Source organism: Corynebacterium ammoniagenes DSM 20306 (assembly GCF_001941425.1).
Classification (GTDB): domain Bacteria; phylum Actinomycetota; class Actinomycetes; order Mycobacteriales; family Mycobacteriaceae; genus Corynebacterium; species Corynebacterium ammoniagenes.
This window is the reverse complement of sequence record NZ_CP009244.1, coordinates 253,513-275,378: the sequence shown is the minus strand read 5'-3', so window position 1 is coordinate 275,378 and position 21,866 is coordinate 253,513. Positions and strand designations below refer to the sequence as shown.

16 protein-coding genes, 1 tRNA gene and 1 other RNA gene are annotated in these 21,866 nt (G+C 57.1%); 7 read left to right on the top strand and 11 right to left on the bottom strand.

Annotated elements, in window-relative coordinates; all coding sequences use genetic code 11:
- Positions 1-61: 61 nt before the first annotated feature.
- Positions 62-1,093, bottom strand: coding sequence for an aspartate-semialdehyde dehydrogenase (locus CAMM_RS01365; protein WP_003846065.1), 1,032 nt, complete (start codon positions 1,091-1,093; stop codon positions 62-64).
- 75 nt (positions 1,094-1,168) lie between these two features.
- A complete protein-coding gene (locus CAMM_RS01360) occupies positions 1,169-2,434 on the bottom strand; it encodes an aspartate kinase (RefSeq protein ID WP_003846064.1) in 1,266 nt (421 codons plus the stop codon).
- 351 nt (positions 2,435-2,785) lie between these two features.
- Here CAMM_RS01360 and CAMM_RS01355 point away from each other — a divergent pair, with 351 nt between their 5' ends.
- Positions 2,786-3,682: a DMT family transporter gene (locus tag CAMM_RS01355; RefSeq protein ID WP_003846062.1), complete on the top strand. Its 897-nt coding sequence runs from the start codon at positions 2,786-2,788 to the stop codon at positions 3,680-3,682.
- Here the strand turns inward: CAMM_RS01355 and CAMM_RS01350 are convergent.
- Positions 3,679-4,947: a glycosyltransferase family 87 protein gene (locus CAMM_RS01350; RefSeq protein ID WP_232051020.1), complete on the bottom strand. Its 1,269-nt coding sequence runs from the start codon at positions 4,945-4,947 to the stop codon at positions 3,679-3,681. The two genes, CAMM_RS01355 and CAMM_RS01350, sit on opposite strands and share 4 nt — an antisense overlap.
- Positions 4,948-5,333: 386 nt before the next feature.
- Here CAMM_RS01350 and leuA point away from each other — a divergent pair, with 386 nt between their 5' ends.
- The 5 genes from leuA (at position 5,334) to CAMM_RS01325 (ending at position 13,156) form a co-directional block, all read left to right on the top strand.
- Complete coding sequence (leuA, locus tag CAMM_RS01345) at positions 5,334-7,151, top strand: 2-isopropylmalate synthase (protein ID WP_040354747.1); 1,818 nt, start codon at positions 5,334-5,336, stop codon at positions 7,149-7,151.
- Between the two features lie 150 nt (positions 7,152-7,301).
- Positions 7,302-9,095, top strand: coding sequence for a DNA polymerase III subunit epsilon (locus tag CAMM_RS01340; protein ID WP_040354746.1), 1,794 nt, complete (start codon positions 7,302-7,304; stop codon positions 9,093-9,095).
- Between the two features lie 92 nt (positions 9,096-9,187).
- On the top strand, positions 9,188-10,465 hold the full coding sequence (locus CAMM_RS01335) for a Mur ligase family protein (protein WP_003846055.1): 1,278 nt from the start codon (positions 9,188-9,190) through the stop codon (positions 10,463-10,465).
- A complete protein-coding gene (locus CAMM_RS01330) occupies positions 10,466-11,224 on the top strand; it encodes a type 1 glutamine amidotransferase (protein WP_003846053.1) in 759 nt (252 codons plus the stop codon). It abuts the gene before it with no gap.
- A 48-nt stretch (positions 11,225-11,272) separates the two neighbouring features.
- Positions 11,273-13,156: an ABC transporter ATP-binding protein gene (locus CAMM_RS01325; protein WP_003846052.1), complete on the top strand. Its 1,884-nt coding sequence runs from the start codon at positions 11,273-11,275 to the stop codon at positions 13,154-13,156.
- Positions 13,157-13,159: 3 nt separating this feature from the next.
- On the opposite strand, the gene recR is transcribed toward CAMM_RS01325, so the two are convergent.
- From recR to CAMM_RS01295, 6 genes are all read right to left on the bottom strand, one after another.
- A complete protein-coding gene (gene recR, locus CAMM_RS01320) occupies positions 13,160-13,816 on the bottom strand; it encodes a recombination mediator RecR (RefSeq protein WP_003846050.1) in 657 nt (218 codons plus the stop codon).
- A gap of 134 nt (positions 13,817-13,950) precedes the next feature.
- On the bottom strand, positions 13,951-14,295 hold the full coding sequence (locus CAMM_RS01315; protein ID WP_040354740.1) for a YbaB/EbfC family nucleoid-associated protein: 345 nt from the start codon (positions 14,293-14,295) through the stop codon (positions 13,951-13,953).
- Between the two features lie 124 nt (positions 14,296-14,419).
- Positions 14,420-17,383 carry a DNA polymerase III subunit gamma and tau gene (locus CAMM_RS01310; protein WP_040354736.1) on the bottom strand — a complete coding sequence of 988 codons (2,964 nt, stop codon included), beginning with the start codon at positions 17,381-17,383 and terminating at the stop codon, positions 14,420-14,422.
- Between the two features lie 30 nt (positions 17,384-17,413).
- Complete coding sequence (locus CAMM_RS01305) at positions 17,414-17,851, bottom strand: suppressor of fused domain protein (RefSeq protein WP_003846047.1); 438 nt, start codon at positions 17,849-17,851, stop codon at positions 17,414-17,416.
- Between the two features lie 120 nt (positions 17,852-17,971).
- Entirely contained in the window at positions 17,972-19,243 is a 1,272-nt protein-coding gene (locus CAMM_RS01300; RefSeq protein WP_003846045.1) for an aspartate aminotransferase type Ic, read from the bottom strand.
- A gap of 219 nt (positions 19,244-19,462) precedes the next feature.
- A tRNA-Ser gene (locus CAMM_RS01295) sits at positions 19,463-19,551 on the bottom strand.
- 217 nt (positions 19,552-19,768) lie between these two features.
- Between CAMM_RS01295 and ffs the strand changes: the two genes are divergently transcribed.
- An RNA gene (ffs, locus tag CAMM_RS01290) (signal recognition particle sRNA small type) lies at positions 19,769-19,864 on the top strand.
- Between the two features lie 63 nt (positions 19,865-19,927).
- Here the strand turns inward: ffs and CAMM_RS01285 are convergent.
- Both CAMM_RS01285 and CAMM_RS01280 read right to left on the bottom strand, forming a co-directional pair.
- Positions 19,928-20,275: a hypothetical protein gene (locus CAMM_RS01285; protein WP_003846043.1), complete on the bottom strand. Its 348-nt coding sequence runs from the start codon at positions 20,273-20,275 to the stop codon at positions 19,928-19,930.
- A gap of 28 nt (positions 20,276-20,303) precedes the next feature.
- Positions 20,304-21,866, bottom strand: a complete 1,563-nt coding sequence (locus CAMM_RS01280; RefSeq protein ID WP_003846041.1) for a cation:proton antiporter — start codon at positions 21,864-21,866, stop codon at positions 20,304-20,306.

Here is a 21,866-nt window from a genome sequence, read left to right as displayed (position 1 = left end):
ATCCACCTCCCTGCTTAGCCCGACCGGGCGCAGGGAGGTGGATTTCTTATGTAGCGGTGTTTTAGACCAGCAGCTCAGCAATCTGCACGGTGTTCAGCGCTGCACCCTTGCGCAGGTTATCGCCGGCAACAACAAGAACAAGACCCTTGTTGTCATCAGCAGACTGGTCCTGGCGGATGCGACCGACGAGAACTTCATCAATGCCGGTGGCATCCAATGGAGTCGGCACGTCAACAACCTTGACGCCAGCAGCGTTGCTGAGGGCTTCGCTAGCTTGCTCAGGGGTAATAGCCGAATCAAATTCCGCGTGGATGGTCATGGTGTGACCGGAAAATACCGGCACGCGCACGCAGGTACCAGCAACGCGCAGCTCTGGAAGTTCCAGAATCTTGCGGGACTCATTGCGCAGCTTTTGCTCTTCATCGGTCTCACCCGAGCCGTCATCGACCAGGTTGCCAGCTAATGGCAGCGCGTTATAGGCAATAGGAGCGACATAAGGCTCGGTATCCTCGACCTCTAATGCAGCACCGGAGCGGACCAAATCAATGTTGTGCTCACCGATCTGCGCAACCTGCTTGGTCAACGCCTCCACACCAGCCAAACCGGAGCCGGATACTGCCTGGTAGGAAGATACGTGCAAGCGGTTGAGACCAGCGAGGCTGGACAGCACCTTAAGCACTGGCATCGCAGCCATGGTGGTGCAGTTCGGATTGGCAATAATGCCCTTGGTAGGGTTCTTCGCCGCGTGTGGGTTCACTTCAGCCACTACCAGTGGGACCTCGGCGTCCTTGCGGTAGGCAGAAGAGTTATCCACCACGGTTGCACCCGCTGCAGCAAAGACTGGCGCCCACTGCTTGGAGGTAGAACCACCTGCGGAGAACAATGCAATATCAACGTCGGCGACGGACTCTTCCGTAATCTGAGAGAGGTCTTCAACAACAATCTTGTCCCCGCGGAATTCTAGTTCCGTGCCTGCGGAGCGTGGGGAGGCGAAAAAGCGTACCTTGTCAGCTGGGAAATTGCGCTCTTCTAAGAGATCGCGCATTACTTGGCCAACCTGTCCGGTAGCACCAACGACTGCCAAAGTGGTCATGATTAATCAACCCTGTCTTATTTAAGATTCTAAATTTTTCTAGCGGCTACTAAGTCTGCAGTGTAGCTGCGCGTTCTAGCGGCCGGTGCCGGCGTAGACGGTAGCTTCTTCGTCGCCGCCGAGCTGGAAGGTCTCATGCAGTGCACGCGCGGAACGGTCCAAGTCAGCTTCACGCACGAGAACGGAAATACGGATTTCGGAGGTGGAAATCAGCTCAATGTTGACGTTGACATCGCGCAGTGCCTCGGTGAAATCAGCGGTCACGCCGGGGTGCGACTTCATGCCAGCACCGACGAGAGAGACCTTGCCTACCTGGTCATCGTAGAGCACATTGCCCCAGGAGAATTCTTCTTTCATCTTGGACAAGATCTCCATCGCACGCGGACCATCGGTGCGTGGGCACGTAAAGGTGATATCAGTCTTGCCGTCTTCCAAAGAAGAGACGTTTTGCAAGACCATATCGATGTTGATCTCAGCATCCGCGACGGCGCGAAAGACCTTTGCGGCCTCACCGGGCTTATCAGGAATGCCCAAGACGGTGACCTTTGCTTCCGTCTTATCGGTTGCTACACCAGTTAGTACTGCTTCTTCCATGGGAATTTCCTCCATTGAACCGGCAATCAACGTGCCGGTATCGCTGCTATACGATGAACGAACTCGAAGTGGGACATTAAACGCACGCGCGTACTCCACGCTGCGCAGAACCAAAATTTTGGAACCAACGGCGGCTAGCTCCAGCATCTCTTCAAAAGACAGCTTGTCAAGCTTGCGTGCATTCGGAACGATGCGCGGATCGGCGGTGTAAACCCCGTCCACGTCCGAATAAATCTCACACACATCAGCATTGAGCGCGGCGGCAAGCGCAACGGCGGTGGTATCCGAGCCACCGCGGCCCAAGGTGGTGACATCGCGGGTGTCTTTGTTGACACCTTGGAAACCGGCGACGATACAAATGCGGCCCTTATCTAGAGCCTCTTGCAAACGACCTGGGGTGACATCAACAATACGAGCATTACCGTGGCGCTCCGTGGTCAAAACACCAGCCTGAGAACCGGTAAAAGACTGCGCGGTTGCACCCAAAGACTCCACCGCCATGGCCACGAGTGCATTAGAAATGCGCTCGCCAGCGGTCAGCAGCATATCCATCTCACGCTGTGGGGGAACCGGGTTAACCTGTGCTGCTAGGTCCAGCAACTCATCTGTTGTATCGCCCATCGCGGAGCACACAACAACCACGTCGTTGCCCGCTTTTTTCGTTGCCACAATTCGCTCCGCCACTGCGCGAATACGTTCGGCGGTCTCCAAAGAGGAGCCTCCGTACTTTTGAACGATGAGGGCCACGTCGTATAGCCGCCTTTCGCCTAGTCCTTAAAAAGTTTGACAGTGGAAATTTTACGTTAGTTCTTCTGCCCACCACGGATTTGTTTTCATTCCACAACCGCAAAAATTTCCGGCCGGGACTGAAATTTACGCACTGACATCGAAGAACTACTTAATTTCTATCACTGAGTAGTCAAATCCCTATGGTACAGGTTCGACCCCTTTTGCCATAGCCCAGACCCACTATTTTGAGACAGAAGTTCCAGTGATTGAAACAGGGTCGGGGCATCGACAAGCACTGCTCAAACGTCCTGCTGTGCCAACGCGATCTCCCATTTCCACCTCGGCGGGTTTTTCACTACGGTATGTACCGTGCTTTCTAACCTCGTAGCAATCGCATTTGCCCTGGCATCTGCACTCGTGATTGCGTGGGGCACCGTCGTGCGGCAAAGAATTGCCGAAAACGCGCAGCGCTCTGTCATGCGCACCGCCATGCGCAGCCCCTTGTGGTGGATTGGCACCGCCAGCGCCGTGGTGGCCTATGGCCTGCAACTTATTGCGCTGGGTTTTGGCACCTTATTAATTGTCCAGCCCATCTTGGTGCTGTCTTTGATGCTGACCTTGCCCTTGGCCACCTGGTACCAAGGCCGGCGCATGTCCTCCGAAGAGCTGTTGTGGTGCGGCCTGCTCACGGTATCTGTGGGCGTGATTTTGGTCTTTGGCCGCCCGACCGGTGGTATTACCTCCCCGCCGTTGGAGCGTTGGCTACCGGCTTTTGCCCTCGGCCTTGCTGCCATGGGGCTCTTGAGCTTTATCGCCCGGCGCATTCGCTCCCAGCGCGCATTGTTATTGGGCGTAGTCTGCGGGATTTTATACGGGTTTGTCGCGGTATTATCCAAAGCAGTGGTGGATATCTTCAAAGAATCCGGCATCAGCGAACTGCTTGTCTCTTGGCCGCTATATGTCCTGATCCTCGCTGCCGGTGCCGGGACTGTCTTGCAGCAATATTCTTTCCACGCCGGACCGCTGAAACACTCACTGCCCGCGATGAAAATCATCGAACCCCTCATCGCTTTTACCCTGGGCTACGCCGTGCTCAAAGAACAATTTATGGTCGACAGCATCCTCGGCTGGACGGTTATGATCCTCGCCGTCGCCTGCATGGTTATTGCCACCATCGTGTTATCGCAAAAGCCCATGAGCACCCTGCCGCGGATTACGCAGACCACTGCCCCGCGCGATTCCCGCGGGCAGAAATCCCGTGGCTAGATAGCCCAGGGAAAGACCGCCAGCATATAGGCGGAAAACCAGGTGCCAAAAAGTGCCCAGCAGCCAATGCACGTCCAGGCCACCCACCGTGGAAGATGCCGCAGGGCAGCATGTGCCCAGGGGATAAATAAGACAGCCGCCGGCAGCAATAACCGTGGGCGCGAATGCATCACCCCATCGGACAAGATGACATTGGCTGACAAGGCCAGGCTAAATAGCCAGGTGCCCACATCCACCCGGCGCCAGGCTACAACCAGCGCGAAGGGAACGCCGATAATGACCAGGGTGGTCAGCAAATAGCCGGCATTTTCGGTGGAGGTTAAGGTTTGAAAAACCCACTTTAACGTGGCCACCCCGGCATCAAAGCCGGAATTCCAGTGCTTGTCCTGTGTTCCGAAATAGCCACCCACGCCGTCTAATTGCGCGGATGCCCACCAGATATAGCCGACCAGTGGCAGAGGGGATATCACCAGCGCCACCCAGGCTTTCCATGAGCGCCATGCATGTAGCAAGACCGCAATGGCAAACACCGCGACCAGAGCAATGGCAGTAATGCGCACAAACGACAGCGCAAAAATAAAAACTCCCGCTAGCCACCAGCGTTTATCCACTAAAGCCACCAGCGCCCAAATCGCCAAGGCACCAAAAAGTGCCTCGGTGTACGGCATATTAAAAACAATCGCCATCGGCGCGGTGGTCACCACGATCGCCGCCGCACATTGACCCTTCAGGCCATAGCCCCAGCGCGCACTCAAAGCCATAATCCCGCGCGCCAAGCAGACTGTGGCCAAGAAATTGAAGATGATGCCAGCTAGCGCAAAGTCCAACGCGGTCAGGTTGTGAATCACGCGCATGATCATGGGAAAGGCTGGGAAAAATGCCAAGCGGATTTCTTCGGCCGGGGCATCACCAATGGTGCCGGCAAAATAGCCTTCCGCAGCGATGCCGACGTAATGCGCCGCATCCCATTTATTTAACAACCCCCACACGTTATCGTCATTGACCACGGCTAATAGCGCGAGCATGCCCAAGCGCAGGATGGTTCCCACACTGACGACGATCAGCGCAAGCACCCACGCCCCCACAGCAGGATTCGCAGTGCTTGTCGATGCCCCCTTGCCTTCATCCTCGCCACGCCTATCGGCGCCAGGCAAATCAGCGCCAGGCCATTTCTCCAGCCCGAGAGTCTGCGCTACCGTGCGTTTCGATGACGCGGTCGGAGTATCTGCGCGTGCATTCTCTGCGGAGTTCGGCCTGTGACTCATAATCTGTGATCGTAGCGTGCCCCCATTGCTCAAGATCCACGCCCACACCGCCCGGGACGAAGTCTTGGGATTTAACCAGTACACGAAACACATTTCTCATAACATGAGAACCCAATGCATAGCCCGAGGGGGTAAATCATTATTTTCCTCGTGCCGAAGCCAGAATTATGCGCTAGCATTGCAGCCATGACTTACCGTGCACGGCAACTCCTTCTTAGCCGCGGCGGGTTCCAGTAGTCGTTTCAAGTACGACCGGCGCCCCGTCGCGGAGTTTGTTCTGCCGGTCGTACGACACGGAATTTACAGACTTAGCCCCCTTAATTTTTGAGCTTTGTACTCATTTCGGGCGTTGCTATCTGGCATAACAAAGAAGGAATTTCTCTCCCATGTCTCCTAAAGACTCTTTCATCTCCGCTCCTCGCGAAATCACTACTCCCTCCGGACCTCGTCGTGAAGGCCAACCCGCGTGGAATAAACAGCGCGGCTCTGCCATGCCCGTGGATCGCTACCTGACGTTCGCTGAGGAAGTCGAAGACATCACCCTGCCGGATCGCACCTGGCCGGATAAAAAGATTGAAGTTGCACCACAGTGGTGCGCGGTGGACCTGCGCGATGGCAACCAAGCCCTGATTGACCCAATGTCCCCTGCCCGCAAACACCGCATGTTCGAGCTGCTGGTGAAAATGGGATACAAGGAAATTGAGGTGGGCTTCCCGTCTGCATCCCAGACAGATTTCAATTTCGTACGTGAGATCATCGAACAGGATCTGATCCCAGACGATGTCACCATCCAGGTTCTGGTACAAGCACGTGAGCATCTGATTCGCCGAACCTTCGAAGCGTGCGAAGGCGCCAAGAACGTCATCGTGCACTTTTATAACTCCACGTCGAAGTTGCAGCGCCGCGTCGTCTTCCGCAAGGACCAGGCTGCTATTAAGAAGCTGGCCACGGATGCTGCGGAACTGATTAAGACGGTGTCCAAGGACTACCCCAACACCAACTGGCGCTGGCAGTACTCCCCAGAATCTTTCACCGGCACCGAGCTGGATTTCGCCGTCGATGTCTGCAACTCCGTCGTCGACATCATGGAAGCTACGCCAGAAGCTCCGATGATCATCAACCTGCCGTCCACGGTGGAGATGATTACCCCGAATGTCTACGCGGATTCCATTGAGTGGATGCACCGCAACTTCACCAAGCGTGACTCCATCATCTTGTCCCTGCACCCACACAATGACCGCGGCGAGGGCATTGCCGCAGCGGAGCTGGGCTACCTGGCCGGTGCGGACCGCATCGAAGGCTGCCTGTTCGGCAACGGTGAGCGCACCGGCAACGTAGACCTGGTGACCTTGGGTCTGAATATGCTGACCCAGGGCGTGGATCCACAAATTGACTTCACGGATATCTCCACCATCCGTTCCACCGTGGAATACTGCAACCAGCTGCGCGTTCCTGAGCGCCACCCCTACGGCGGTGACTTGGTCTTTACCGCGTTCTCCGGCTCGCACCAAGATGCCATCAATAAGGGCATGGATGCACTGGCAGATTCGGTACGTCCTGGTTCCACCAATACCGATGTCACCTACGAAGAGCTGCGCGATACCACCTGGGAAGTTCCTTACCTGCCCATTGACCCGAAGGATATTGGCCGGGACTACGAGGCAGTCATTCGCGTGAACTCCCAGTCCGGCAAGGGTGGCGTTGCCTACATCATGAAGACCGACCACGGCATCAAGATGCCACGCGCCATGCAGCCAGAATTTTCCAACGTAGTGCAAGAGATCACCGATGCCGAAGGCGGCGAGGTCAACTCCAAGCACATGTGGGATATCTTCAACCAGGAGTACCTGGAGCGCACTACCCCACTGGAAGTAACGGCCTTCGAAATCGATAACGCTGACAGCGACGAGGAAGATGCCACGGTTGACGCCACAGTGATCTACAACGGCAAGGAAACCCAGATCTTTGGACAAGGCAACGGCCCGATCGCGGCGTATGCCAATGCTCTGGAAAAGCTGGAGATTGACTTCGAGGTTCTGGAGTACAGCCAGCACGCGCGTACCGCTGGTGATGACGCTGAGGCTGCCTGCTACATCGGCGCTGATGTCAACGGCATGAAGATGTGGGGCGTGGGTATCGCCGGTTCCACCACGCGTGCATCCCTGAGCGCTATGACTTCTGCGGTCAACCGCGCGCTGAGCTAAAAGCTCACGAGCAATCGCTCATAGCACTATCCGCCTACGGCAGCAGCGCATCAGATGCGGCGCTGCCCGCACCCCTAGAACATGAAATTTTCGGCCGTCATGGGGTGGCCGAACTCCATGATGTTCTAGGGGTGAACTACACTAATTGCGATGACTAGCACGAATGATGACAAGCGCCCTAGCCGCCCCGCGGTTACTAGGTCACGCCGTGCTGCCGCCGCGAACCACGCTGCGGATTCCACTGAATCACCGCGGCCAATCCCAGGTTCCTGGCCTGCTGCCAAACCCGCGCAGACTTCTCCGAAGCCCACAGCTACCTCGGTAGGTGCATCGTCAGCACAGGCAAACAGTACTGCCGATGCCAGCGCTGCCACCGATGGCACACAGCCAAGCCCACGGCCCAACCACCGCCGGGAACGCCAACCCAGCGAAGCTGAACTAGCGCGTCGTGAAGCCGTCGCCAAGTTTCCTTTCGTCGCGGTGTCTTTGGGCTCATCCGGTATTCACCCGGCAACCTCGCGTCTGATTTCTTTCGATGCCGTCACTTACAATGCGGCCGGCGAAATCGGTGAGGCCACCTTTATGGTCTTTAGCCCGGATTCGGATCCAGGCCCAAAGCACCAGCACGGTCTTAGCCAAGAAGAAGTAGCCGCGGGTATTCCATTTAGCAAGGCATTAAAGCGTGTCGATCGCATTCTTGATGACCGCACGCTCATTGTTCACGATGCCACCGTCACCTGGGGATTTTTGGTATCGGAAGCACGTCGTGCAATGACTGCGGCAGCGCGTCAAAATCGCTCGCGCAACCGCAATAGCCGTAATCGCTCGCGTCGGATCAAGGTCGGGCATATCCCGCGCCCCACGGGCATTATTGATACTTTGGCCACCGCGCGCCGCCAGGAACTTCCAATTACGGATCTGCGCTTGGCTGCGGTAGCTATTGCCTCCGGCATTGCGGCTACCCCGCCGACGGCGACGGTAGACCGTGCCCAGACACCCGCGGAAGAAACCGCACGGGAGAACACCGCTTTGTTGTGGCAGCTGCACAAGCTGCAAGCCCAACGCGGTGAGGTGGTGTGCTTGGATCCGGCGGAACTGCGCGCCGATAAATTCGGGCTGCAACGCTCACACATTCGCGTTGATGCCATGGAGGCTCCACGCATGCACCACAACCCTGGTCCTTATGTCCCGGGTCGTGAGCTCGTACGCGGTATGGAATTTGTGGTCGCACCCGAGATCGCCATCGACCCGGACATCATCATTGAGGCCGCAGTGCGCCAAGAAATGAACTATGTGGAAAAGCTCTCTCGCGAGACTTCCGTGGTCGTCTGCAATGTCACCACCGACCTAGTCGGCAAAGCCATGCATGCAGATCGCAAGGACATCCCGCTCATGGGCGATGAGGCTTTCCTGGCCGCTTTGGAGCGCATTGCAGAACCAGGACCTAAGCCGGAGGTGGAAGAAAGACCTACCACTGCCCCGCGCCCGCAAAAGCGCAACCCGCATTCCAGCGCCCCGGCCCGACGCGGCTCGAGCGCAGGTGGTGCTTCCTCGGCTAATTCTTCCAGCGGTAAATCCAATAACCGCAGGCGTCGTCGCCGTCGCAGTGGTTCTTCCAACCCTGCACATTCCAATGCCCAAAACCAGAGCCAGGGACAGAACCAAGGCCAAGGTGGCGGAAATCAGCAGCACTCCCACAGCGACAATAAGCAGCGTCCGCAGTCACACGATGCGCAGGAGAAGTCACCGCAATCGCAGTCTGGTTCGAATTCCGGTCAGGATTCTGGTCAAGGCCGTAATCACCAAGGCGGTGGCTCGAAAAACAATAATCGTCGGCGGCGTCGCGGGGGGCGCGGTGGAAGAAACCGCAACCGTTCCCGTGGACACGATAATCGCGGCGCAGACGGCAACCGTGGTGCGGGAGAGCAGAAGAAGCAGTCCTAATTTTTAGGATTTTTCTATCTTGTGTCCTCTTCTGCCCCGGCGCGAGGGTTGCAATATAACGTTGCGGTGCTAATTCCGACTACCCTAGAACCATGAGTTTTCAACTGCCGCGACAGATCAAGAAGTTACGCGCTAAAACCGCGGTGACTGCAGCACACCTTGCTACGTTTGCCTCCCGTGCGACTGGCCGCGGCGCCGGCGGAATGATTGGTGGCCTTGTAGCCCGTGCCATCGACCCGTCGATTATGACGCAATTAGCCGGTGATCGCCCAGCAGTGATTGTGACTGGCACCAACGGTAAATCCACCACCACGCGCATGCTCGCGGCGGCGATGCGCAGCAAGTATTCCATAGCTACCAATGATGGCGGCGATAATATGGACGCCGGCATTGTCTCCGCGCTCATGGCCGGCGAGGATGCCAGCCACATCGTCTTAGAAGTCGATGAGCTGCACGTCCCCCACGTGGCGGATGCGCTAAACACCCAGGCGCTGGTGTTGCTTAACCTCTCGCGAGATCAGCTCGATCGCGTCGGTGAAATCAACAAGATTGAACGCGCTCTCCGTGGCGCAGTGGAAGCTAACCCGGACATGTTGGTCATTGCCAACTGCGATGACGTGCTCATGTCGTCGGTGGCATATGATGCCCCGAACGTCGTGTGGGTGTCCGCCGGTGCGGGTTGGTTGGGTGATTCCGTAAGTTGCCCGCGCACAGGTGGGCATATCGTGCGTACGGAAGATGATTGGTACTCGGTCAAAAAGCTTGCCGATGGCCGCGAATTCCGCCGCCCACAGCCTTCCTGGGCAGTCGATGATAAGGGCGTGTTCTCCCCCGCTGGAGACAAGGAACTCAACCTCGCTCTTCCGGGCCGCGCGAATCGTGGCAATGCTGCCCAAGCTATCGCTGCTGCCGTAGAGGGATTTGCTGTCGATGTGGATGAGGCCACCGTCGCTGCTGAAAAGGTTGCTGATGTGGCAGGACGCTACTCCACCATTCACCGCGGCGAGCATGAAATCCGCCTGCTGTTGGCTAAGAACCCAGCAGGTTGGCAAGAGGCTTTATCGATGATTGACCGCAGCGCCGATGGCCTGGTTATCGCCACCAATGGCCAAGTCGCCGATGGTGTGGATATGTCCTGGCTGTGGGATGTGAAATTTGAAGACTTCGATGACCTATCCGTCAAGGCCGCCGGCGAGCGTGGAACCGACCTCGCGGTGCGCTTGGTCTATGCCGATATCACCCACGAACTTATCCCCGATCCTGTCGAAGCAATCGATGCGTGCCCACCGGGGCGCGTGGAAGTTCTGGCTAATTACACCGCTTTCCGTGATCTGAAAAAGGCCCTCGAGCGCCAAGAAAAGGAGTCCTAAATGTCTATTGAGCTCAATATTGGTCTCGTGCTCCCCGATGTCTTAGGAACCTACGGTGATGACGGCAATGCACTCGTACTTCGTCAGCGTGCCCGTCTGCGCGGCTGGAAGGCTGAATTTCACCCCATCAATTTAGGTGACCCTATCCCGGAAACCATGGATCTCTACACCGTGGGCGGTGGCGAAGATACCGCGCAGATTCTCGCAGCCGACCGCCTGCTGCAGTACCCAGGACTTACCCGTGCGGCACAGGCAGGACGGCCAATCTTCGCGGTCTGCGCAGGCTTGCAAGTTCTCGGGGAATCCTTTCGCGCATCGGGCCGAGTAGTCGATGGCTTAGGGCTTATCGATGCCACCACCTCGCCCTTAGCCGAGCGCGCCATCGGCGAAGTCGCGTCTATTCCTACCGGCGTTGGTTTTACCGCTGGTCTGACCGAGCCTCTGACCGGGTTTGAAAACCACTTGGGCGCTACCATTTTGGGTAGTTCGGCTCAGCCTTTGGGCACGGTTACCCGCGGTACTGGTAACTCAGATGAAGCAGCCACCTTTGACTTGCGTGATGGCAAGACCCAGCGCCACGGCGAAGGAGCTGTGCAAGGCAGCGTCATTGCCACCTACATGCACGGGCCATGCCTAGCGCGTAACCCCCAGTTGGCGGACCTGCTCCTAGCCAAAGCCACCGGCCAAACCCTAGAAGATTTGGAACCGTTGGATTTGCCCGCTATCGAACAACTGCGCGCGGAGCGTTTGCGCAGCTAGCCTCGCCACCGTTGTCCCCGGTAAAAAGCGAGTAATCTTGGCGGGGACATGACTATGCGTTCAGGTGGTGGACCGCGAGGCGCGCGCGTGTCCAAGGCTGATCATCAAGCCCAAAAAGAAATTAACCGTCAAGCGCCGAAAATTCACGATCTTGGCGGTCGCATCGCCGCGCTCTTTCGCCCCTACCGGGTGCACATCTCCATCATCATCGTCATGGTGCTGCTCTCGGCAGGGTTGGGAATTATTCCGCCATTGCTCACCCAGCGCGTCTTCGATGATGGGCTCTTCCCCGGCACCGGCGGGCCGAATATGCCGGTCCTGCTCAAACTCGTTGGCACCATGCTGGGGATTCTTATCATCATCCAGCTGATTTCCATCGTGCAGGCCTATTACACCGCACGCGTGGGCAATCGAGTCATGGGCGATTTACGCATTCGGCTCTTTTCTCACCTGCAGTCTATGGAGCTGGCATTTTTCACCCGCACCAAAACTGGTGTCATCCAATCGCGGCTGAACAACGACGTCGGCGGTGTTGCGGGCGTGCTGTCGAATACGATCTCCAGCGTTATTGGCAATACCGTCACGGTCATCTCTGCCTTTATCGCCATGGTGCTGTTGAGCTGGCAGCTAACCATCATTGCGTTTATAGTCCTGCCGCTTTTGGTGTGGGGGCAGCGTCGCGTGGGCCAAATCCGCGCCCGGATTGCAGGCCAAACCCAAGAATCACTATCGGAGATGTCCGCGATTACGCAAGAAACCTTGTCGGTTTCTGGTGTGCTATTGGCCAAGACTTACTCGCGGCAAAGTGCTGAAATTACCCGCTACGCTGATGAAAATGCCCGGCAGATCTCCTTGCAGGTGCGCCAAGCAATGACTGGCCAGCTCTTTTTCGGCGTCGTGCAAGTGTTTATGTCTGCGGTTCCTGCCATTGTCTACCTAGCTTCTGGATGGCTGTTGACGGCCGGAAGTGATGGCGCTTTCGCGTTTGGGGCAGCCGGCATTACTGCCGGAACCATCGTGGCTTTTACCACCGTGCAATCGCGCCTGCTCTTTCCCATGATGGGGTTGATGCGCGTGGCCTTGGATCTGCAAACTTCCTCGGCGTTATTTGCGCGTATCTTTGAATACCTCGACTTGCAGCCCGGCATCGTCGATGCCCCAGATGCCACATCGCCATCCGATTCTCCCGGTAAGGCTGGGCACGTTGCATTCGATCACGTCAGCTTCCGCTATTCCGATGCATCACCTGATTCACCGCCCACGCTGGATGATGTTTCCTTTGATATCGAGCCCGGGCAGTTTGTGGCCTTTGTCGGAGCCTCCGGATCCGGTAAGACCACCATTGGCAATCTCATCCCCCGGCTTTATGATGCCACCTCCGGCACCGTTTCTTATGCCGGTGATGATGTGCGCACACTCAAACAAGAAGAGCTTATGGACCACATCGGCGTGGTCACCCAAGAGCCATATCTTTTCCACGCGTCCATCGCGGATAACCTGCGCTATGGCAAGCCCGATGCCAGCCAAGAAGACTTGGAGCACGCGGCACGTTTGGCCAATATTCATGAGACCATCACGAATTTTGATACCGGCTACGACACAATCGTGGGCGAGCGCGGGTACCGCCTATCCGGCGGCGAAAAACAACGCATTGCGATTGCGCGCGTGCTGTTAAAGAACCCGCGGGTATTGGTTTTGGATGAAGCCACGAGTGCATTAGATACCGTCAATGAACGTGCCGTGCAGCATGCCCTCGATACGGCCGCGGAGGGGCGCACCACCATCGCGATTGCCCACAGGCTTTCTACGATTGAAGGCGCTGACCGCATCTTTGTTATTGACCACGGCCAGATCATCGAATCCGGCACGCACGCAGAACTACTCGATAAAGACGGCGCCTACGCACAGCTTTACTCCCAGCAGACCAACTAGTCCTTAGACCGTCAACCGGCCCTGTAGTGCACGCGAGAGCGTCAACTCATCAACGAATTCCAAGTCGCCGCCCAAGGGCATGCCTGAGGCCAGGCGCGTGATTTTCAAGTCTGGGAAATCGCGCAGCAAACGCACCAAGTATGCTGCTGTCGCTTCACCTTCGGTATTGGGATCCGTGGCCAAGATGACTTCCGTGACATCCGGGGTTTCATCGTATTGCGGATTTTCCTTGGTGGAATCCGCCAGCTCACGATCGGGTAGTACCCCGCCGATGCGCTGCAACAGCTGGGAGATATTCAAATCCTTCGGCCCGATATTTGCCAAGGGATCCAAGGCACCGCCGAGCACGTGGTAGCGGCCTTGATATTCTCCGGTCCGCTCAATGACCTGGATATCTTTCGGTTCTTCCACCACGCAGATGGTGCCGCGATCACGTTGAGAATTAACGCAGATACGGCAGACAGATTCACGCGAGATATTGCAGCAGATTCGACAAAATGTCACGCCATCGCGCACTGCCACTAAAGCACTGGAGAGCCGGTCAATATCTTCCGGATCCATGTGCAACACGTGGAAGGCGATTCTTTGCGCGCTTTTGGGACCCACGCCAGGAAGTCGCGACAACTCATCAATGAGGTCTTGCAACGGGCCTTCAAACACGCTTATTAACGTCCCTTCATCACAATCATCTACGCCACACCATGATGCACGGTGGGCGGTAAAACACCTATAGACCGCATCCGTTTCACTATCGTAAAACGCACGCGGTCTATAGAAGTGGAAACTAGTTCAGCTTAGCCGAACATGCCCGACATGCCGCCATCGTTCATGCCCTGCGACAGTGGGCCAATCTTATCTTGTGCCAGCTGGCCGGCCTTTTCGTGCGCATCTTTGAAAGCGCCGAAGACGAGGTCCTGCAAGGTTTCTACGTCTTCTGGATCGACAACTGACTTATCAATCTTCAAATCAACGAGCTCTGCACCACCGGTCATGGTCACGGTTACTAGGCCGTTGCCGGCGGTACCTTCCACCTTGGTAGCCAGGATTTCTTCCTGTGCCTTTTGCAACTCTGCCTGCACGCGTGCAGCCTGCGCCAAGATGTCATTCATGTCTGGGGTGGAGTTATCTGGAGTAGTCATAGTGCGCCTTCCATAAGTGCGTTTTTTATACAGCGTTTCTACGATTGAGTGTACCGGCTTGACCGCCATCGTCCCGGAAAAGTAGGCCGTGATCACTAACAGCCAACGCACACCGTGTCACATGCTACAGCTTGCGGGCTCCGAGTTCTCTTTCCAACAATTCCATGGCCACTTCAGTGGCACTGCGCCGATCCAATTGGCCTTGCTCACGAGCATCGTCCATCATCTCGTTTTCTTGCGCCTCGCGGGAATACCCGGCAGACGACGCACCTGCGCTCTGCTGTCCTCCAGCAGGAGGAGCTGAGCGCTGTGCAGGTGCCCCCTGCTGCTGTGATGGCGCTGGCGCCTGTGCTTGTTGCTGCCCACCGCCGCCAAATCCGCCCTGGTTGCGTCCAGAATTCGGCGCCGGTGCCTGTTGCGGCGTTGCAGCCGGTTGAGATGGGGATGGTGGATACGCATCTTCTGGAGGCACCGATTCATACTCTGGGTAGGAATCTGGGCCTGGGTCCGGCGGCAGCGGCCGACCGTCACTGAAAGTGCCCGAGTTGCGCAGCTCCTCTTCACGCTGCTGAGTCTGAGCCTTGGCTTGGGCAATACGTGCGCGCCAATCATCCTGTGCCGGCTGCGCTTGCGCTGGTGCCTGCGCAGGGGCTTCTGATTGCGCCTGCGCCTGGTTGGGCGCCGTGCGGTTTGGTGCACTGTCGTGTGGTGCCGACGTAGGTTGCGCCGCTGCAGGTGGCGTCGGCGAAGGCTGTGCGTCCCTGGGCTGCGAGCCCGTGGACTGCGAGCCCGATTGCTGTGGCGACGATGCTTGTGGCGCAGCGCCTTCACCACCCAGAGCACGCGGAGCTCCCCATCCGGATGGCTCTTGTGCTGGACGGTTGTTTCGATCCTGGTTTTCTACAGACTTATCCGCTGGCTGGGAAGGAGCGGAATTGTTGTAGTCCCTAGGACTCTCTGACTCCTGATCATCATCACCAGTCTCCCGCGTGGCAGCCTGGGGTGCCTGCGCAGCCCGAGGATTCCAGGTCTGAGGTTTTGGTTTTTGTCCACTAAATCCGGCAGCTTCCGGATCCGTGCCCACGATGCAATTGACCGCCAACTGATGTCCGGCTTCTTCGGAGACCACCGCGACAATATCTTTGTTATTTGCTGGCGCATTCAACCGCTCTGCCAGCGCACCTGTGGTGTGACCAAGCACTAAGGTGTCATCGCGCAATCCCAAAACGCGCGCTTCGGTGAGCATGATGCCGGCAATCTTATTGCGTTTGGACACGCTAGCGCGCAGCTGCTGCCAATTATTGCGCAGCTGCTCCACCAATTGATCGGGGCTTTGCGACGCCTGTGCTTCCTGCACCGACTCGGCTTCTGCGGCAGGTGCCGTAGGTTCTGCAGATGGAGTATCCGCCGGCTCCTCCGCTGGCCCTTCCCCAGGTGCTGGCTGCTGCGACTGCTCCTGTTGCGCTGGCTGAGCATCCGTTTGTGGTGCATCGTCGCGCACAGACTGCTCGTGCTGCGAAGTCTCAGGACGTGAATCTTCCTGCTGCGAACCAGCCTGCGGCTGTGGCGCTGGCACTTGCTGTGCAGCTGATTGCTGCTCTGCAGGTTGCTGCTGTGCAGGCTGTGTATGCGTTGGCTGCTCTGCAGGTTGCTGAGGTGCAGCAGGCGAGCTTGACTGGCTTGGAGCCTGCGGTTGTGCAGGTGCCTGCGGCTGCGCTGGCGCCTGTTGCTGTGGGGCCTGCGCCGGACGCGGCTGGGCAGCTGACGGGCTCTGGGCACCTTGCTGTGTTTGGTCACGCTGCTGGTTGCGGCGTGCGGCAATCGCAGCGGCTGCTTGTTGGGCAGCGGCGATGCCAGACGGAGCATTGCCCGCAGATGCGGCACTGGTGCCTGGTTGTCCAGTGGATTGGCCATGTGTGTTCGCTCCGGCTGAGGAGGAAACGCTAGGCGCGGGACCAGTCGCTGGGGCATCAGCGGCAGCAACATCAGTCGTGGTTGGCTCCATCACCAAATGCGCACAAAGGATTTCGAGCAATAAACGCGGCGATGTCGCACCGCGTAAAGCGCCGATTTGTTCATTGACAGTCGCGGCATAGTGCGCCAGCTGGGCGCCATTGAACAACTGAGCCTGCTCGGTCAGCGTTTGGCCGCGGTCAACGGGGGCATCGACAAGCCCTGCGGAAATGGCATCCGGAACTGCTTGCAAGATCATCAAATCGCGCAGACGGCCGAGCAAGTCCACCGCAAAACGGCGCGGTTCATGCCCGGCTTCAATCACGGCATCGACGTGTTTAAACAACGCTGCCTTATCGCCTTGGGCCAGCGCGGCGATGGTGTCATCCAACAAGGTTTCATCGGTAACACCCAACAATGGCCGCGCAATGGCGTAGGTCAGCCCATCAGGCCCGGAACCCGCCAAGAGCTGATCCAAAATCGACAGCGTATCGCGCGGTGAACCGCCACCAGCGGAAATGACCATCGGGTACACGGAGTCTTCAACGTACAAGCCCTCTGCCGCAACGGTGCGCTCCAACAGCCCCTTCATCGCCGGCGGGGTGAGCAGGCGGAACGGGTAGTGGTGCGTACGCGAGCGGATGGTGCCAATGACTTTGTCTGGCTCCGTGGTCGCAAAAATGAAGATGAGGTGCTCTGGTGGCTCCTCCACAATCTTGAGCAATGCGTTAAAGCCCTGGTTGGTCACCATGTGGGCCTCATCGATAATAAAGATGCGGTAGCGGGAATCCGCCGGTGCGTAATACGCGCGCTCACGCAGCTCACGCATATCTTCTACCGAGTTGTGCGACGCCGCATCCAACTCCGTGACATCCAGGTTGCCAGGGCCACCTGGGGCTAGGGAAATACAGCTGGCGCACTCACCACATGGGTGCGAGGTCGGCCCTTGCACGCAGTTGAGGGAACGCGCCATAATGCGCGCGGATGAGGTCTTACCGCAGCCGCGCGGACCGGAAAATAGGTACGCATGGTTAATGCGCCCTGCATCGAGTGCTGCTGAGAGCGGTTGGGTTACTTGTTCCTGCCCAACGACTTCAGCAAAAGTTGCTGGACGATACTTCCGGTATAAAGCCACGGTGGTGATTCTACCTTCTATGACATGGGGCTAGGAATCTGCGCGAGTCCAGTCCAAGATGTCAATGTTGGACTCAGCCACTGCCTGCTGCATCGCTGCCACGCCCTCTTCGACAGCGTAGGCATATTCAGCATGCGTCAACATGATCAGCTGCAGACCCAGCGTCAAACGGTCTTCTTCCTGCACCTGCGGCGACGGTCCGCCCCACAGATACGGTGCAATTAACATGCCATGCGCCACGGTAATATCCGCCGCCTGGTTCAGTGCGGAATCAATATCCGGCACTAAGACACCCGGCTGCGCAGGAATCTGACCTTGGGCTTCCTCCAGCTTTGCCGCCACCCCGACTACGGCCGCGGCAACCGCGGCCTGCGGTGCCCGCGCGACCGCAATAAGTTCACAGCGCACGGGCATATCCGAGCCTTCTTTGACCAAGCCCGTATCCACATCGGCGAACTGTGTGGTCACGGCAAGGTTTTGCTCGTCATCGAGCGCAGCAAGACCTAAGTGCCTGCCGTCGACCTTTTTAAATTCCAGGTCAGCAGGGATGATGTCATCGAGCCAAACAGCAGTTTCTTCGCGGTTAATTTAGGCACCCAACTTCTCAATTGCAGCGAGCAGGACACACGTTGCCACGCCATCCATGGCTTCTTCGACTTCTTCTTGTGGTGGCAAAGAAGGTGCCAGACGAATGTTGCGGTCATTCGGGTCATCATTGCCCGGAAATGCCGAACCAGCCTTGGTCAGCACAATGCCGGCGTCTTTTGCCAGTTCCCACACGCGCGATGCCGTGCCGTCAATGACGTCCATGGAAATGAAGTAGCCACCTTCTGGTTCCGTCCAGCGCGCGACTTCATACTCACCCAAGCGCTCTTCCAGGATCTTTTCCACGGCTTTGAACTTCGGTGCCAAAATGCCGGAGTGCTTGCGCATGATTGCGCGCACTCCTTCGGCGGATCCGAAGTACTTCGCGTGGGCCAGCTGGTTGAGCTTATTAGGACCAATGCCGCGGGCAGAGGCAATGCTCAAATACCAATCCAGGTTCTCTTTCGAGGAGGCAAAAAATGCCACGCCAGCACCAGCAAAGGTGATCTTCGAGGTCGAGGACAGTACCCAGAAACGGTTCGGGTTGCCGGCCTTTTCCGCGATGTCCAACACATCAACAATTTCCGGGAATTCATCAGTCAAGGTGTGCACGGCATACGCGTTATCCCACATGATGCGGAAATCCGGCGCAGCAGTTTCCATCGACGCCAGCTTGTCGATGCTTTCCTTGCTAAACGTCACCCCAGTCGGGTTAGAGAAAGTAGGAACCGCCCACATCCCCTTCACGGAGGGGTCTTTGACCAGTTCCGCAATGGCGTCAACATCTGGGCCATCATCCAGCATGGGGACCGTGACGTTTTCAAAGCCGAATTGCTCGGAGATGGTGTGGTGGCGATCGTAGCCCGGCACCGGACAGATCCACTTGCGCTTTTCGTCCGCAAACCATGGCTGCTCCGAATCGTTGTTGCCAAATGCGCAAGACCAAGAGATCAAGTCGAATTGGATATTCAACGACGAGGAATCCGCAGCCAGCAATTGCGCTGGGTTGATACCGAGCAGCTCGCCCCACAGCTCACGGATATCGGCGATGCCTTCGCCATTGCCGTAATTGCGCAGATCCGCGCCATTTTTATCGGTGTAGTTGTCTTCGCCGGGCAGGGCTAGCAGCTCATTGGCTATGTCCAGCTGTTCAGCGGACGGCTTGCCGCGAGTCAGATCCAGCTTGAGACCTTTAGCCTTGAGCTCTTCATATTGTGTGCGCGTGCGGTCAGCTAATTCTTTGAGCTGATCAGAGTCAAGTTCAAGCAGCGACATGAGACGTGCTCGCCTACCTTTCGGTTCTGTATAAGGCCCTATGTGGAGTCCAATAGTAGCCAATTAATACGACCGCTGGGCGCACATCCCCGCATTTGCGGGCAGCCACTTACCAAGAAACTTAAAGAGGGGCTGAAAGACTTCAAAAGCGAAGCTAGAAAGAGCAGGCAAACAAAAATCTCGGGTCCCGCACTAAGTGCAGTAACCCGAGATTTTCTCTGGCGGAGGATGTGGGATTTGAACCCACGAGGGGCGTGAACCCCGCACGCGTTCCAGGCGTGTGACATAGGCCGCTAGTCGAATCCTCCAAGGGGAAACATTATCAGCACAGGTAAGTTGAAACAAAATCAGCTGGTCAACACGCTTTTCCACGAAATAACTGAAACCATCTTCTGCACTCCGCTGATTAATTGCTTCTCGATTACTTCGCGGCGATAAACTCGCTCCGCATTTCGCCTCAATACCTAGAAACCCGCGCTACTTTTCTGCATTTGATATTGCGGCCGACAAAGCGCTAGGCTCTAGAACAGGATTCCGCGTGGCGTCATCCTGTGAACTCCCCCAGGGCAGGAATGCAGCAAGGGTCAGCAGGCTCTGTCGGGTGCGCGGGGTCCCTTTTAAGTTTTCCGGGCCCGTTGAGTTCTAGGCCCAGCAGCGTACGCAAGCACAGCTCAGCAGCGCGACTTAGACCTTGAGCGATTGCTCATCGAACTCATCTTGCGCGAGCCACTCCAAGTGCGGTGGCGTATTCATTCCCCACTCCTGACGCTTGGCCAAAAAGGCTTCGGTTACGTCCGGTTCTCCATAACCGCCATCGAAGAGGTACTGGCGGAAACCACGTGGACCAGTGTCTTTAATCCACAGCCAGACGTAGTCGAGCAGAGAATTATCCCCGATCAGATCTTCTAATCCTTCGGGAATGTATTGCCGTTCAATATCGAGGCGGTCTTTGAGGTCCTTGTCGAAGAACTCGTATAGATAGTCCATGCTGTTATCGAGTTCGGCGTATTCATAAATTCCCTGCCCATCCATGGCCGCCAGTGTAGCCAGAAGTACTTAATTACTGCCGGTCTTTCACCGTCAGCAGTGCGCGATCCACTTCACCGAGGATTTCATCCACGAGCACGGGGTTGTATTCGCGGTTATTGCGCATGTGTATGAGCTCTTGTTGTGAAGCCAGTAGTGCTACTTCCCGTGCTTTGCTGGCTTCCTTGCGAGCACGTTTGATCTTTTCCATACGCACGCTGCGGTTTTCGGCAGAAAGGTCACCGGCGCCGAGGGTTTCTTCAAACCAGTTATCAATGGCCGCTGCGATATCGGGATCGAGGGTGTCAGCGTAGCCACGCAAACTGCGCATGGCTGCTTGGCGGGAGCGTTCCGAGATCACGGCGCGCATGGCGTCCTCAGCGGCTTCGGATTGGGTTTGCAGCGACAGTTGGTTCATCAGCCACGGCAGCAGCAGCCCCGGAATCACCATGGTGATAAGCAGCACCGTTAGGGCCACAACCGCAAGCTCATGGTGGTAGGCCAAAGCGCCAGTGGGGATGGACAAAATCAGCGCCAAGGTAACCAGCCCGCGCATTCCTGACCAGGTCATCAACAGGACTTCTTGCAAGCGAGTCGGTGCGCTTCGCCGCTGCCCGGTCTTTTGATTGATCAGGCAGACGATATACATCCACACCCCGCGGATGACGATGGCAACTATTGATAGCCCAACACCGACGAATACGGAGTGCCACAGGTCCGCGCCGACTTCATCGATAGCATTGCGCACCGACATGCCAATGAGACCAAAGGCGACGCCGGTAAATAACAACTCCGCGGTTTCCCAGAAGTTTCGTCCTGAAGAACGATCTTCGGCAAATAGTGGCGCGCGTGAGCTTAACTCGATAGCAGCGATAACCACTGCAATAACGCCGGAGGCCTCTAAAAACTCAGCGGTGATATAGGTACCGAAAGGTATCACCCACGTCAGTGCATTGCGTGCAGTGGAGTCATCGATGTGTTTCATAAACCAGGCAGCGACCCAGCCAACCACCAAGCCCAAAATGGCGGCCACAACTGATGAGTACACAAAGTTCAGCACGCCGCCGGCCACCGAAAGGTCATCGCCTTCGGTAATCGCAAAGAGCGCTAAGTGAAATAACACAATCGAGGCGGCGTCATTAAAAAGCCCTTCAGTCTGCAGCGATGTGGTAATGCGGTGCGGGATTCCGGCGGGCTCCGCCACGGCTTCCACCGCGACGGGATCAGGCGGCGCGATGGCAGCGCCGATGAGAATAGCGCCCGCGAGACCGATGCCAGGCAACCAGAAATAGGCCGCAACACCGACCCCGGCCGTGGTGAGTACCACCAAGACCACAGAGAGCAGCAAGATGGTGCGCCACTGCTCGCGAATCACGCCCCACGATGTGCGCCGGGCTAGAGCCCACAGCAGCGGCGGGAGGAAGATAGGCAAAATCAACTCCGAGGGCACGGTAAACGTGGTAAATCCCGGAATAAAGACCACCGCGGTGGTCAGTAACGTCAACAGTGCGGGCCAAGGCAGGCCAGTCTTATTTCCCAGCGCTACTGCGCCCACGGTGGCGGCGAGCAACCCGGTGAGGATCATCAAAACATCCAT

Coding starts and splice junctions, on each gene's coding strand:
- CAMM_RS01365 (WP_003846065.1), bottom strand. CDS start 1,093: ATGACCACTTTGGCAGTCGTTGGTGCTACCGGACAGGTTGGCCAAGTA.
- CAMM_RS01350 (WP_232051020.1), bottom strand. CDS start 4,947: ATGAGTCACAGGCCGAACTCCGCAGAGAATGCACGCGCAGATACTCCG.
- leuA (WP_040354747.1), top strand. CDS start 5,334: ATGTCTCCTAAAGACTCTTTCATCTCCGCTCCTCGCGAAATCACTACT.
- CAMM_RS01340 (WP_040354746.1), top strand. CDS start 7,302: ATGACTAGCACGAATGATGACAAGCGCCCTAGCCGCCCCGCGGTTACT.
- CAMM_RS01335 (WP_003846055.1), top strand. CDS start 9,188: ATGAGTTTTCAACTGCCGCGACAGATCAAGAAGTTACGCGCTAAAACC.
- CAMM_RS01330 (WP_003846053.1), top strand. CDS start 10,466: ATGTCTATTGAGCTCAATATTGGTCTCGTGCTCCCCGATGTCTTAGGA.
- CAMM_RS01325 (WP_003846052.1), top strand. CDS start 11,273: ATGACTATGCGTTCAGGTGGTGGACCGCGAGGCGCGCGCGTGTCCAAG.
- CAMM_RS01315 (WP_040354740.1), bottom strand. CDS start 14,295: ATGACTACTCCAGATAACTCCACCCCAGACATGAATGACATCTTGGCG.
- CAMM_RS01300 (WP_003846045.1), bottom strand. CDS start 19,243: ATGTCGCTGCTTGAACTTGACTCTGATCAGCTCAAAGAATTAGCTGAC.
- CAMM_RS01285 (WP_003846043.1), bottom strand. CDS start 20,275: ATGGATGGGCAGGGAATTTATGAATACGCCGAACTCGATAACAGCATG.
- CAMM_RS01280 (WP_003846041.1), bottom strand. CDS start 21,866: ATGGATGTTTTGATGATCCTCACCGGGTTGCTCGCCGCCACCGTGGGC.